Annotated in this window: 15 protein-coding genes; 5 read left to right on the top strand and 10 right to left on the bottom strand. The window is 38.5% G+C overall.

Annotated elements, in window-relative coordinates; genetic code table 11:
* Positions 1-69: 69 nt before the first annotated feature.
* Positions 70-570 (top strand): TRAP transporter small permease, encoded by a 501-nt coding sequence (locus BUB56_RS08290; RefSeq protein ID WP_110940856.1) that lies wholly within the window; start codon positions 70-72, stop codon positions 568-570.
* On the top strand, positions 570-1856 hold the full coding sequence (locus tag BUB56_RS08295) for a TRAP transporter large permease (protein WP_110940857.1): 1287 nt from the start codon (positions 570-572) through the stop codon (positions 1854-1856). The genes BUB56_RS08290 and BUB56_RS08295 overlap by 1 nt, the downstream gene beginning before the upstream one ends.
* Positions 1857-2274: 418 nt before the next feature.
* On the opposite strand, the gene BUB56_RS08305 is transcribed toward BUB56_RS08295, so the two are convergent.
* The 7 genes from BUB56_RS08305 to BUB56_RS08335 all read right to left on the bottom strand — a co-directional run bounded on the left by BUB56_RS08305 (position 2275) and on the right by BUB56_RS08335 (position 8077).
* Positions 2275-2523: a Zn-ribbon domain-containing OB-fold protein gene (locus tag BUB56_RS08305; RefSeq protein ID WP_110940859.1), complete on the bottom strand. Its 249-nt coding sequence runs from the start codon at positions 2521-2523 to the stop codon at positions 2275-2277.
* Between the two features lie 711 nt (positions 2524-3234).
* Positions 3235-4194 carry a D-2-hydroxyacid dehydrogenase gene (locus tag BUB56_RS08310; RefSeq protein ID WP_110940860.1) on the bottom strand — a complete coding sequence of 320 codons (960 nt, stop codon included), beginning with the start codon at positions 4192-4194 and terminating at the stop codon, positions 3235-3237.
* A gap of 41 nt (positions 4195-4235) precedes the next feature.
* Positions 4236-5378: a glycerate kinase gene (locus BUB56_RS08315; RefSeq protein ID WP_110940861.1), complete on the bottom strand. Its 1143-nt coding sequence runs from the start codon at positions 5376-5378 to the stop codon at positions 4236-4238.
* Between the two features lie 190 nt (positions 5379-5568).
* Positions 5569-6735, bottom strand: a complete 1167-nt coding sequence (locus BUB56_RS08320; RefSeq protein ID WP_110940862.1) for a CdaR family transcriptional regulator — start codon at positions 6733-6735, stop codon at positions 5569-5571.
* Positions 6736-6908: 173 nt separating this feature from the next.
* Positions 6909-7052 (bottom strand): M48 metallopeptidase family protein, encoded by a 144-nt coding sequence (locus tag BUB56_RS20290; protein WP_207650414.1) that lies wholly within the window; start codon positions 7050-7052, stop codon positions 6909-6911.
* Positions 7048-7362: an AzlD domain-containing protein gene (locus tag BUB56_RS08330; protein WP_110940863.1), complete on the bottom strand. Its 315-nt coding sequence runs from the start codon at positions 7360-7362 to the stop codon at positions 7048-7050. Before BUB56_RS08330 ends, BUB56_RS20290 begins: the two co-directional genes overlap by 5 nt.
* Positions 7352-8077, bottom strand: coding sequence for an AzlC family ABC transporter permease (locus BUB56_RS08335; RefSeq protein WP_242946257.1), 726 nt, complete (start codon positions 8075-8077; stop codon positions 7352-7354). The genes BUB56_RS08330 and BUB56_RS08335 overlap by 11 nt, the downstream gene beginning before the upstream one ends.
* Before the next feature lie 113 nt (positions 8078-8190).
* On the opposite strand from BUB56_RS08335, the gene pdxR reads away from it, so the two are divergent.
* The 3 genes from pdxR to BUB56_RS08350 all read left to right on the top strand — a co-directional run bounded on the left by pdxR (position 8191) and on the right by BUB56_RS08350 (position 11239).
* A complete protein-coding gene (pdxR, locus tag BUB56_RS08340; protein ID WP_110940864.1) occupies positions 8191-9699 on the top strand; it encodes a MocR-like pyridoxine biosynthesis transcription factor PdxR in 1509 nt (502 codons plus the stop codon).
* Positions 9700-9742: 43 nt separating this feature from the next.
* Positions 9743-10723, top strand: a complete 981-nt coding sequence (locus BUB56_RS08345; protein WP_110940865.1) for a helix-turn-helix transcriptional regulator — start codon at positions 9743-9745, stop codon at positions 10721-10723.
* 66 nt (positions 10724-10789) lie between these two features.
* The gene (locus BUB56_RS08350) at positions 10790-11239 is read left to right on the top strand and encodes a GyrI-like domain-containing protein (RefSeq protein ID WP_110940866.1); all 450 of its coding nucleotides are present in this window, start codon (positions 10790-10792) and stop codon (positions 11237-11239) included.
* 228 nt (positions 11240-11467) lie between these two features.
* Here the strand turns inward: BUB56_RS08350 and BUB56_RS08355 are convergent, their stop codons facing one another.
* The 3 genes from BUB56_RS08355 to BUB56_RS08365 form a co-directional block, all read right to left on the bottom strand.
* Complete coding sequence (locus BUB56_RS08355) at positions 11468-12250, bottom strand: flavodoxin family protein (RefSeq protein WP_110940867.1); 783 nt, start codon at positions 12248-12250, stop codon at positions 11468-11470.
* Between the two features lie 83 nt (positions 12251-12333).
* The gene (locus BUB56_RS08360; protein WP_110940868.1) at positions 12334-12531 is read right to left on the bottom strand and encodes a hypothetical protein; all 198 of its coding nucleotides are present in this window, start codon (positions 12529-12531) and stop codon (positions 12334-12336) included.
* A 45-nt stretch (positions 12532-12576) separates the two neighbouring features.
* Positions 12577-13146 (bottom strand): TetR/AcrR family transcriptional regulator, encoded by a 570-nt coding sequence (locus BUB56_RS08365; RefSeq protein ID WP_110940869.1) that lies wholly within the window; start codon positions 13144-13146, stop codon positions 12577-12579.
* Positions 13147-13241 lie beyond the last annotated feature (95 nt).

The following is a 13241-nucleotide window of genomic DNA, read 5'->3' on the forward strand; positions in this document are numbered from 1 at the left end:
ATCAATGTATTGTTTGAGTAATAAGGTGTCTTTTGACACCTTATTTATATCAAGCTTGGGAGGGTTTCTATGAAGGTTTTAAAATTGCTACATGAACATATTGAAGAGTGGATTTTAATAGCAACCTATACAGCTATGCTGGTCATAGCAACAGCTCAAGTGTTTTTTAGGTATGTGATTAATCTTTCGCTGTCTTGGAGCCAAGATCTGCTTACCTATATGTTAATATGGTCCGTTTTTATTGGCATCTCATTGGCAGTAAAGAAGAGAAAGCACATCAAGGTCGAATTAGCTTTTGTAATTCTATCTGAAAAAATGCAGTTCTATCTTAAAATACTATCAAATTTAGTTTTTATGCTGTTTTGTGGCATTTTCAGTTATTATTCACTACTCAAAGTTTATAAGTTAATTTTTGTTAATCCACAAATTTCAGAATCTACTGGACTTCCTATGTGGATGATACAAATTGCCGTCCCCTTTGGATTTGTACTTAGCATTTACAGACTCATAATCGATACAAAGCTATTGTTTAAAGAAAAAACAGAAGAAAGAAATAGGGGGATAGACTAATGCACATATTTTTATTGTTAGCTTCCTTTGCTTTATTTGTATTTCTATCAGTTCCAATTGGTGTCTCCATTGGAATGGCACTTTGCCTTTATGGATTTGCAGGTGGTTCAATGGGACTTGATTTTATCTCGCAAGCCATCTTCTCCTCAATGAATAGCTTTCCTCTTATTGCAATTCCATTTTTCATTTTGGCTGGCACACTTATGGAAGGTGGAGGATTATCTAAAAGGCTTATTAATTTATCCAATTCACTGGTTGGACATTTCACAGGTGGACTTGGAATTGTAACCGTCCTCACTTGTATATTTTTTGGTGCCATTAGCGGATCTGCTATCGCCACAGTTGCAGCAGTTGGTACTATCATGATCCCAGCGATGGAGGAACAGGGCTATCCTCGTTCATTTGCAACAGCACTTGCTGCTGCGGCCGGCGTTTTAGGTACAATAATACCTCCAAGCATCCCTATGATCATGTATTGTGTGGCACTCCCTGCTGCTTCTCCTGGTAATATGTTTATGGGAGGAATCGGACCAGGACTTCTAGCTGGTGTTACTCTTATGATTCTAGTTTGCTACTACGCTAAAAGGAATGGCTATAGGAGTACAAACACTGAATTTAATTTTAAAAATGTAATAAAATGTACCATCGATGCTATATGGGCCTTATTTGTACCACTTATTATCATAGGCGGGATTTATGGTGGTATATTTTCAGCAACAGAGGCAGCTGTTGTTGCATGTGTCTATGGATTCATTGTTGGAAAATTTATTTATAAAGAGCTTTCTATGAATGCAACATCAAAAGCTTTAGTTAGCTCTGCTATTACTGTCTCATCAATATTAATCGTTGTCGCCACTGGATCGGTGCTAGGGAAGATCTTGACAGTTGAAGGTATACCAAAGATGGTGGAAACTGCATTAACTTCATTGAGTAGTAATGTATATGTATTATTAATCGTCATTAACATTATATTATTGATTGTAGGATGTATCATGGAAACTTTTACAGCCATCATCATTTTGAGTCCTATATTATACCCAATTGTTGCTCAGTACGGGATTGATGTATACCATTTTGGCGTAATGATGATCCTAAACCTGTCAATAGGATTTATAACACCTCCTGTTGGTTCAAATCTATTTGTAGCTTGTGGTATAACAGGTATGAGGTTTGAAACTTTAGTCAAATCAATTTGGCCATTTTTATTAGCTTTAATCGCTGCTCTAATCTTAGTTACTTTTATCCCACAGATAACACTCTTTTTACCAAATTTATTTGGTATGTAATTTGTTATGTATGCGATGTCAAGAGAACCGTCAGACTGTGTGGCTATTCAGCTAGATATCTGAACTAACAACCCTATTCATCGCTTAAATTTATGTATAGTATATTTTCAATAGACCAGTACGCTACACCAGTGCTGGTTTACTTCTTTCTCTGAGCCTTCTTAACACTTCCTTAACTCCAAGAATGTTCAGTACTCGTTTTAAATTGTATGAAAGGAACGCCAAGGAAATCTCTGCGGTTACAGAGATTTTTCTTCTGGTTAAGAAATAATAAGCTCCCCAACTTCGTTTTATGGTCCCTAAGGGATGCTCTACTATCATTTGACGTAGTTTATATTTGTCCATATTTAGTTCTATTTGTAAATCAATGGTGTAACAATGGAAATCCTTTTTGGATCTTGTATTTAGAAAAGAAAATTTATATCAATAACCACACAGTCTGAGCAATCTTGTTAAATCTCAGATTAGGAGGCGGTTCCATACTATGAGAAACAAACAATAAATCTCCTCTACCGGAGAGTTCAATCCTATCTGTATTACTGCTTCCACAATGTTCACAGGCCGTCGTAGGAGGAAAGGTATATCCTCCACATTGACTGCACTTATTACCCATTAGCTTGCCCTGGCCTAAATTTTCATAATAGCTCTTTACGATTGATTTCAGCATCAGCCTTGCCTCCTTCCGTATACTATTACAGTACTGATCATTGCATTACCATGGATATGCACAACTGCAATTTGGGGAGCAGCTTTAAACTGCATTCCTGTCCACTTCGCAATTTGACTGTAAGTCACAGGCATTGTAGAGATGATCTTGGTGTAAACCTAGTTTATCAGCAACCTTTTTATGATTCTTGTCTTTCAGTGAAGCATTTTTATTCTAAAAAGGAACTGTCTGCTATTTTTATTGAGGTAGGTGGATAAGAATGAGATTTGATGCTAAAGAAGCTTGGGCAGAGTGGAATTCATTAGACTTTTTTCCTAAGTCTCAGTTTGAAGCCTGGAGTTCTGCTTTAAACGACTCTCATCTGAAATGGTCACTAGACAAATCACCTTCCACTAGTTTTTCCGGTAAAATCAAAATGCGACATTTAGGCGGTGTGCGGCTGTTATATTGCGTCTGCGACACATGCAACGGGAAGCGTACCCCCAGTGAGATTAATAAAAGTGAAGGAGAATATTTTGGTCTCTTGTATATTTACGAGGGATCTGAAATCGTTTTCCACGAAGATAAGCCATTAAAGCTTGAAAAAACAGTTTTACCCTTTGGGATTCTACAAAGCTCATCGAATTTAAGCTCCTATCAAAAACAAAAAAGGCAGGTACATATTCACACTGAAAATGTCCTACCTTTCTACTTTTACGTTTCTGCCAAAAATCATTGGTTCACTACATTCACTGAGTTTCCATTCATAAATTTCTCAAGATTATCGACAGTTGTATCCATCAATCTTTTTCTAGACTCCTTTGGAGCCCATGCAATGTGAGGTGTAATGATGCAATTCTTAGCTGTAAGCAGAGGGTTATCAGGCTTAATGGGTTCAGCAGATACCACATCGACTGCTGCTCCTGCCAGCTTGCCTGAATTAAGCGCATCTGCCAGATCCTGCTCTACCACCAGCGGACCCCTGGATGTATTGATGAGCATGGCCCCATCCTTCATCTTTGCGATATTATCCTTGTTGATAATTCCTTCTGTAGACGGGAATAAGGGGCAATGAAGGGAAATTACATCGGATTTTTCCAGCAGTTCATTTAGTGTCACATACTTTAACGTCTCACTTTCCAGTTCATGATTCGGATGCTCATCGTATGCCAAGACCTTCATTCCAAATGCCTGAGCAAGCCTGCCAGTTGCCTGTCCAATCCTTCCAAATCCAATAATCCCCATGGTCTTGCCATCCAGTTCTACCAAAGGATAATTCCAATAACACCAATCCTGACTGTTTGACCAGTCCCCTGCCTTTACTGTTTGGGAATGTTCCCCTACATGATGGCACATCTCCAGCAAAAGTGCTATTGCAAACTGTGATACTGCAGCGGTTCCGTAGGTAGGTACATTACATACAGGGATATTCCTTTCCCTTGCAGCCCCTACATCCACAATATTATAGCCTGTGGCCAAAACACCTATATATTTGATAGACTTACATGCTTCAAGGGTTTCCCTTGTAATGGGCGTTTTATTTGTAAATACAGCCTCTGCATCGCTTATCCGCTCTGCAACCTTATCGGCAGGTGTTCTATCGTATACAGTTACCTCACCATATTTTCGCAATCCTTCCCAGCTAAGATCTCCCGGGTTTAGTGTATATCCATCAAGAACTACAATTTTCATAATCTACCTCCTATTCTTATAATATTATACATTAACCTCCATCATTTATGATGGAGGTTAATAGAAAATAATCTCATAATTCTTTCTGCAGTATCTTGAAGGAGAACCTGAGCTCTGTCTATTGATTCTTTTAATGTCATCGGTCTGTCTACTATTGAAAATACAGAATTAAATCCGTTATTGTATAAAACTTCTATATTATTGCCTATTCCTCCGGCTATTGCAACTACGGGTATTTTGTATTTCCCTGCAAGTTCTGCAACGCCATAGGGTGTTTTTCCATATATGGTTTGATGGTCTATCATACCTTCCCCGGTGATCACCAAATCTGCTCCATTCAGTTTCCCTTCTAGTCCTGTAGCTTCAATTATGATGTCCACGCCTCTTCTTAGATCAGCATTTAAGAATGCAAGCACCCCAGCACCCAGGCCTCCGGCTGCACCGGTTCCCGGAACATCTAATACGGAAATCCCTAGATTCTGTTCCAGCAGCTGTCCGTATCTTTTCAGATTCTCATCTAAAGTTTCAACCATGGTTTTGTCTGCCCCCTTTTGCGGGCCAAACACATAGGATGCCCCCTCTAACCCTATAAGAGGATTGGAAACATCACAAGCTACTGATATTTTGCATAATCCTATTCTTTGATCCATGCCACTTTTATCTATGCTATGGAGTTCTCCTAGTGCACCTCCTCCAAAACCTATTTCTTCACCCTGCTCATTCAGAAATTTGACACCAAGAGCAGTTGCCATACCAGCTCCTCCGTCATTGGTTGCGCTGCCGCCAATACCCAATATGATATTTCTGCATCCCATATCAAGAGCATGCTTGATCAGCTGCCCTGTCCCGTAGGTTGTCGTTATCATGGGATTTCTTTCTTCTTCCTTTAGCAAAGGTAGTCCAGAAGCTGCAGCCATTTCTATAACCGCAGTTTTATCATCTCCAAGTATCCCGTAGAAGGAGTTTATTTCCCTGCACAAAGGGTCCAATACCCTTAGGCTGACCATTCTTCCGCCTGTTGCATCCACTAAGGATTGAACCGTTCCTTCTCCGCCATCTGCCATAGGCACCTTTATAATCTCTACATCGTGAACCACTCTTCTTATACCAATTTCAATGGCATCTGCTACTGCTTTGGCAGATAGGCTTCCCTTAAATGAATCTGGTGCTATTATTATCTTCATACGCATAACCACCTAACGTAAACTCTATTTAAATTATATAGTAATCTATGCACAAATGATATGTACTTACCATACAATATATTCGGTTTTGAAGAGCTATTTTTTGTGCAAAAAGAACAAAAGATATGGAAGTCCATATCTTTACTGGCAATTTAGTATAATACGCAGTAAAATGCACACGGTTGCTTGATTAATCTAAATCCATCAGTATTGTACCAATATAAATCAGCATACAGTTGTAGGGTACGGTTATATCTATATCGTATAATTCCTTAAACTTACTCAATCTATATAAAAGTGTATTTCGGTGTATAAAAAGTGCTTGAGCAGTCTTTTGAGCATTCATGCTATTTTCATAGTATGCTCTTATGGTTAAAAACAGATCCTTAGATTGTTTTTCAATAGGCAGCTTAAATATCTCTCCAAAGCTCTCCATATATTCTTTCTTTTGCTTGTCTCCAATTTGCTTTAAAAGCAGCTGCAGCCTAAAATCCTTTGAAAAATATATCATATCTTTCCTGCTCATCTTTTTTCCTATATTCAAGGTCACATTTGCCAGGGTATATGATTTGTTAAAGTCATCTAAGGTATCACACTTCGGCCCTACTCCTATATATAATCTTACACCCGTCTTTTTAAGCACCTGTTCTTGAACTGTTAGACAGTATTCATCCATGCTCCCGCTGATTTCTTTAAATATAATAAACCGGTCCTCAGAGAGATTAAATGCTACATCATATCTTAAATCAGATACGCTGTTGATAATATCTGTTATTTGCTGCTTTAAGCTTTGAAGCATGATCTCAGATTTTTCTTCATTTATATCTATTAGATTCGAAAAATCACAAATATCAGCTACAATCACTACCCTTGACACACTGCAGTCGAAGTTTACAAGCTTTGCTCTGGAGTACAACAGGTCTATATCCTCTCCTTCTGCATGCTTGATGAGTTCTTTTGCGAAGCTTCTAATGGCCCTTGAATGGAACAGCTCCAGCTTTTTTCTTTCATCCTCTTGAATCATAAGTTCAACCAATTCTTTCACTATCATTCCATACCCTTCAACCTCTGAGGGTTCTCCTGTGATTCCAACCACACCGATCACTTTGTTATCGTTAAAAATTGGTATATTAACCCCTTTTTTGCATCCTTCATAGTCAATAATATTATTATCATCTACTAAAACCGTTTTTCTCTGATCCGCCGCTGCCTTTGCCGCCCGATGAAATAAATTCAATCTGGTAATATCTCCTGATGCTATTATGTTTCCTCTTGTATCAATTACATTTATATTTTTACCTAAGATATTCATCAATCTTTCTACGATCTTTTGAGCTTGCAAGGATTGAAGCGACATATAATCCCTCCTTGATCTGAATCGGTCTGTAGATACATTATAAACAATTCTAAATAGATCGTCTATTTCCTTCCAATATATTATAATGCTTTCAGGCGGTATCTGATGACTGTGTTTCAGTGTATAATCGCCATATAAATTTTATGTTTGACCTCCATTTGCATTAATATTTCCTACATGTCTCTCGTTTTTTCCGTCCCTAAAATAGTCATCGCTTCTTTGTAGTTTGGATAGATTTTCCCTGCCAAGCGCCAAAAGGAACGGTCATGATTCATATGGACAAGATGATAGAGTTCGTGTATGACGACATAATCAATAACTTACAGCGATCATAACCGCCATGCCTACAATAATGGTGGTTAATACATTTTTAGTTTTATAAGCTGTGAATGCAGCAACAATCCCTGCCAAGAGATAACTATTGTTGAAGGATAGATCCAGATAACCCTTTGGCAGTAAAACAGCCGGCGTTATCAGCGCCGTTAAAAATGCTGTCGGTACATGCTTCAACCACTTCTCCAGCCACACTGGCATTCCCGTGCTGCTAAAAATAACCTGTGCACCCATTCGGGTGATGAAGGTTGCCAAAGCCATACCTATTATAACGGAAATTAGTTTAAAATTCATTTCTTCTTCCTCCTTCAATAAGTCCACCAGCAATACTTGCCGCAACAGCGGCCAGAATGATGTACCACTTGCCTGGCAGATACAAAGCCCCTAAAACAGCTGTCAGAGCTGAAACCAGTGCTACAAGCAGAGCATTTCGGTTTGCCAGCCGAGGTACTAACAAAACCAGAAAGGTTAACGGGATGACAAAATCCAGTCCCCATTCCAAGGGGTTAGGAATATTTTGATAAAGAACAGCCCCTAGAAAAGTAGAAGACGTCCATATGATATACAAAAAAAAGCTTACTCCCAACTGGTAATATAAATCATAGCCCTTTTTTTCAATTCTGTTGATCGTTAATGCATAGCTTTCATCGGTCATGCTGAAGGCTAAAAGGTACTGAAGGATTCTAGGCTGCTTAAAAAGATAAGGGGATAAGGATGCTCCCATTAATAAGTGTCTCAGATTAATTAAAAAAGTAGTAAAGACAATTACTCCCCAATTGATAATGCCTGAGTTAATCATGGCAATAGCCATAAACTGGGCTGCCCCGGCAAATACGGTCATAGACATGAAGGTTATTTCGAAAGCCGAAAAACCTGCTGTTCTTCCCATGATGCCACAAGTCAACCCAAAGGGAACGATTCCTGCAGTAATCGGTAAGCAGTCTTTCAGTACTTCCTTCCAGATAAGTTTATTTCCATTTTGAAAGGTGTAGGCGATATCTTTTTCCACTGTAGATTTCAACTCCTTTTATTTTTTATTATACGTAGAAGGAAATACCAAATAAATATCCAATTATATTATTATTAGAGCAAATTGGATACCAAAGGAGTGAAAATCAAGAAATGGATATATCCAAATTGATCGCAAATACTAAATTGGATACTTCATCACCCTATTACCTGCAGATTGCTTCCCTTATAAAGGCTAAGATTGATGATGGCTCTCTCACAGTAGGTGAACGGCTTCCTGCAGAAAGGGAGCTGGCTTTGCTATTCCAGGTAAGCAGAACCACAGCAATTAATGCTTATCGCCACTTAGAAAAAGATGGTTATATAAGTATAAAAAATGGCAGCGGCACCTATGTCAGTGACAGATATATTCTAGGCAACAGATCAAATTATGAAATGCCCTGGCCTCAGCTGTTAAAGCCTTATATGCAGTCTTCAATGTCTTCTCTTATGAGTGAACTGATGGTTAGCAATGTGCTGGAGGATAAAATTTCCCTTGATGCGGGAATGCCAGACCCTAATTTTTATCCTGTCCATACATTTTCTAAGCTCTACTTGGATAATTTGTCAGCCTTAGACCCTAAAGATTTTGGACATATCCCTATTCACGGATATGAACCCTTAAGAAACAGAATTACGCAAATGCTGGCACTAGAGGGTATCCGGTGTCACGCCGATGAGGTAGTTATCCTTTCCGGATCTCAGCAAGGCTTATATCTTACTGCAAGGGTGCTGATTGAGCCCGGTGATTATGTGATCATCCAAGAGCCTACCTATCTGGGAGCCATTCAGGTTTTTCAATCATTGGGAGCCAGAGTATTAAGCCTGCCCCAAAGAGAGCATTTCCCCCTTGAAATATTGGAAGACTACTTGGCCCGCTACAGGCCGAAATTGATGTACTGTATACCTACCTTTCAAAATCCCAACGGTGCGATTATAAAAGCCGGAGAAAGAAAGCAGCTCATTCAGCTTTCAGCCCGTTATAGGTTGGCCATTCTGGAAGACGATCCCTACAGCAGCATCTATTATGAAGATATTCCACCCATGAGCTTGAAATCCTTGGATGACTATGGAGGGGTGATCTATTTAAGCACTTTTTCAAAAACCCTGATGCCAGGATTAAGGCTTGGATACATGGTTGCTCATCCATCACTGATAAACAGAATCATACTGGAGAAACAGTATGTTGATCTCCACAGCAACAACATTTCACAATGGTTGCTGGACTTATTCATCAAAGAAGGGCACCTTGGAGAGCATCTGACAAAGATACGGGGAATCTATAAAAATCGCAGAGATGTAATGGCAGATGCCCTTAACCTAAGCTTCAAATCAAAGCTTTCCTTTCACATCCCTCAAGGCGGCTTCTATATATGGTGTAGAATCAATGAAAGCCTTTCATCAAAAAAACTGCTGCAGGAGGCTTTAAAAACCGGAGTATCCTTTATACCAGGAGAAGCCTTTTATGCAGCACCGGGAGAGGACAGAGAATTTCGTCTCTGCTTCTCGCAGCATGATGAAAAAGTAATATCCGAAGGGATAAATAGATTGGAAAAAGCGATGGAAAAATTGAAAAAAAAACCATTTTCTATTCCCAAAAGGGAAATAAAGCCCATGATCTAAGCTATATCAGAGGAAAATGAGATTAAGGTGGAGGTGTGATTGAATGAGGCTTCACAGACTATTAGGAATTATGATGCTGCTTGATTCCCGCGGGATAATGACAGCAAAAAATTTAGCCAGGATACTTGAAACCTCTGAAAGAACCATATATAGAGATATTGATATATTGTGCGAAGCAGGCATTCCTATTTATTCAATTCCGGGTCCTAATGGAGGATATTCTTTTATGGAGAACTATAAAATTAATTCAAATGTCCTAGAAAGTGGAGATGCCCTTCATCTTTTACTTTCAAGTATGGGCATTAGACCGGAAAAGAACACTGAAATGGCCCAACAACTAAAAAATGCGGTTATCAAGCTTGAAAACAGTGTTTCTAAAGAACACAAGGAAGAAATCATAAAAGCGAAGGAAAGGTTTTTTATTGACTCGGAGCCTTGGTGGGGCAAGAGAGTCGAAAACAAGAATATAGACATCATCAAAAATTCAGTACTCAATTTGAAAAAGTTAAAAGTATGTTATAAAAAGTATAATGGTGAAGTATCAGAAAGGATTTTAAGGCCTTATGGTGCTGTAGTTAAAAATTCAGAGTGGTATGTAATCGCTTTTTGCGAACTAAAAAATGACATTCGGGTTTTTATGTGTAACAGAATAGAAAATATTGAGGTTTTGGATGAAAGTTTTACCATAGCAGAGAGCTTTTCTCTGGAAAGGTTTTGGGAAAATAGCAAACGCCAGTTTGTGAAGCAGGCTTCTTCAAAGACCGAGCATAATGCATATCCAGTGAAGCTTAAATTCTACGAGGAAAAGCAGCAGCTCCTTCAGGGCTTTCATGTACATGCCTCCATCAAAGTGGGGGATACCTGGATTTATGATATGGATATGATCAGTTTTCAAACTGCCTGCAGCGTAATATTTCCTCTGAGCAGCAAAATAGAGGTTTTAGAACCTGCTGAGCTTAGGGAGTACATAATCCAAAAATGCAATAAAATTTTATGTTTATATAATAATCCCATAAAATCCTGACATGCTATTGGCAAGTATTCGTTGATATAATTGATTATATCAAGTATATGAAAGGAGCTAATAAATATGGAAGGAAAAATTGTAAACATCCAAGAGTTTAAAGCCGTAGGAATGACTTATTTTGGAGACAATCAGAATGGAGAAATTCCTGGTCTTTGGGAGGCATTTAACAAACACTACAAGGATATCAAGCAGAAAAGCAAGTCTATGCGGTTTTATGGTATCTGCGATGGTGAAATGGACTCAGAAGGCAGATTTCACTATACTGCATGTGCAGAGGTAGACAGCTTTGAGGATGTGCCTCAATTTATGGAAACAAAGGTTGTCCAAAGCGGTAAGTATGTGGTATATACTTATGCCGGTGCAATAAAAGACTTGGGAGGTTTTTACGAAAATATATTTTCCCAGTGGCTTCCGGCTTCAGGGTATGAAATGGATTGCAGGCCTCAATTGGAATTATATGACGAAAGATTTATGCGCAATGGAGAATTTGACATATATATCCCAATTAAATAATCTTTTGTCGCTGGTTCGTATGCAGAATTACGATGATTCTAAAACAAATTGTATTTCCGGTATGGGCAGGCCTTCGTGTCTGCCCAATTTTTTTAAGACGACACATGAATCAGCCCTTAAATTTGTAATCTGCTTTATAGGCTTTTATTCATATGGCCCACGAGGTTTGTTGCAAAAATCCTCATCCTATACGATACAGATAGTCGCTATCTCGTCAATTCTATCACTTTAAGTTGCAATAAACCCTGTTTTTATCAATATTTTTGTTAAAAGCTTTGCAATCGCTGTTTTGATTTGGGAGATTTTCACATCATAGAAATAGTCCGTGGGGGGAGCAGTCCATCCTAGATTGATCCAATATTGTTTATCATACCTGCAGCCTTCCGTATCCCTGCTGAAAATTTCTTTTTGATAGTTATAAGATATAAGTTCAAATAGGCTAGGCTCAATGGGCTGATTTTGTTTTATTAGATTCACTAATTTTAAAGCCTCATATTGAAGCCTTTTATCTATTTTTAATGCATAATCAGGTTTTCTATCGTAACCCCCATTTCGAATGCCAATTTTTCCTATAATTCTAAAACCAATAGCTGAAACAATCCAACTTAATGTTCTCAGAGTCATCTTTTCCCCAAATGCTCCCACGGCGGTCATGATCACTGCATATTTTCCCTTAAATAAAGGCCTATGGCAGATATAAGAGCTGCGGTCAAAAAAATTCTTCAGCATTCCGGAAATGGATAGTGTATAAGTGGGAGAGTAGAATATCACAGCGTCCGCCTCAAGCAATTTTCCAATAACATAAAGGTAATCATCCTTTAAAGGACAGGCATCTTCTCCTTTTTCGTAGCATACCATGCAACCCTTGCACATTTTAATATCAAAATCAGAAAGAAACAGATATTCAAAGTCAATACCGGATGTACTTATGATTTTATTTTTGATTTGAGTCATGTATCTGTAACCGGACCCATTTTTTCTTTGACTGCCCATCAATGCTATAATTTTCATAATTCACCTCTACCTATAAAATCCTGATGGATGTACAAACAAGCAGCTCTTTCTAAGAATGTACTGCCTGTTGTACCTTTTCGTTAAAGTCTTAATGCCAATCGCATCAGCAATATCACCGCAATGAGACTAAATAGAACCGATGCAATCCCAATACTCATGTGAAAGTTCAATGAACTTACATCTGTCACTTTATTTGCCCTTATCCACAACCCGCAGATCAAAGTAGAAGATAAAAGCAATCCTGAAACAATGGCGATAATAAGTGAAAAAATCTTCATATAGATCCCCCATTTCATTTTTTTTATAACAAAGAGCAGTTTGTTTTATTGATTCACTAGATTGTCTATTAAAGTATCTATAAAGTTATTTCTTTGGGCTTCATTGTACAGATCTATGCCGCTGTAATAATGAAAGGCCGATGGACTGATACTGGTTACCTGTATAGGCATAATGATCTGTAATGCTATGATTCTTAATTGGATTTCATCCTTTCGGTTTCCAAATATCTCCCTCAGTGCAGGTACTAGCAAGAGAGGCGTCTGCATATCCCCATTGAGTATGCCATGGGTTAACGTAAACTTCACCAGCTTTTCATGGCGTTCCGCAAAACTATAGAGCTCCTTCAGCATTTTTTTAAGCCTCAATACAGGTTCCATATCCGAGTAATGCCCCGGTGTGCTGAACCCAGTAGCCATTTTCACCATGACCTCACCAATTGCAATGCTCAACAAATTGTCCTTCGTCTTGAAATGATAGTTGATTAAGCCAACTCCCACATTTGCCCGTTCAGCAACCTGTCGAACAGTAATCTTATCTACATCGGCAACTTCATCCAGTATTTCGATTGCTGCCTTGATTATTCTATTTCGTGCATCTAGCTCGCTTTGATTCATCCTACACCTCCAAAATGCTTCAAGGTTTTATTGTATTTGTTTTGAACATGTTCAGTTTATAGCAAAATGAAATTTCTGTCAATGCTCTTTTCCAA

The organism is Geosporobacter subterraneus DSM 17957 (genome assembly GCF_900142145.1).
Classification (GTDB): domain Bacteria; phylum Bacillota; class Clostridia; order Peptostreptococcales; family Thermotaleaceae; genus Geosporobacter; species Geosporobacter subterraneus.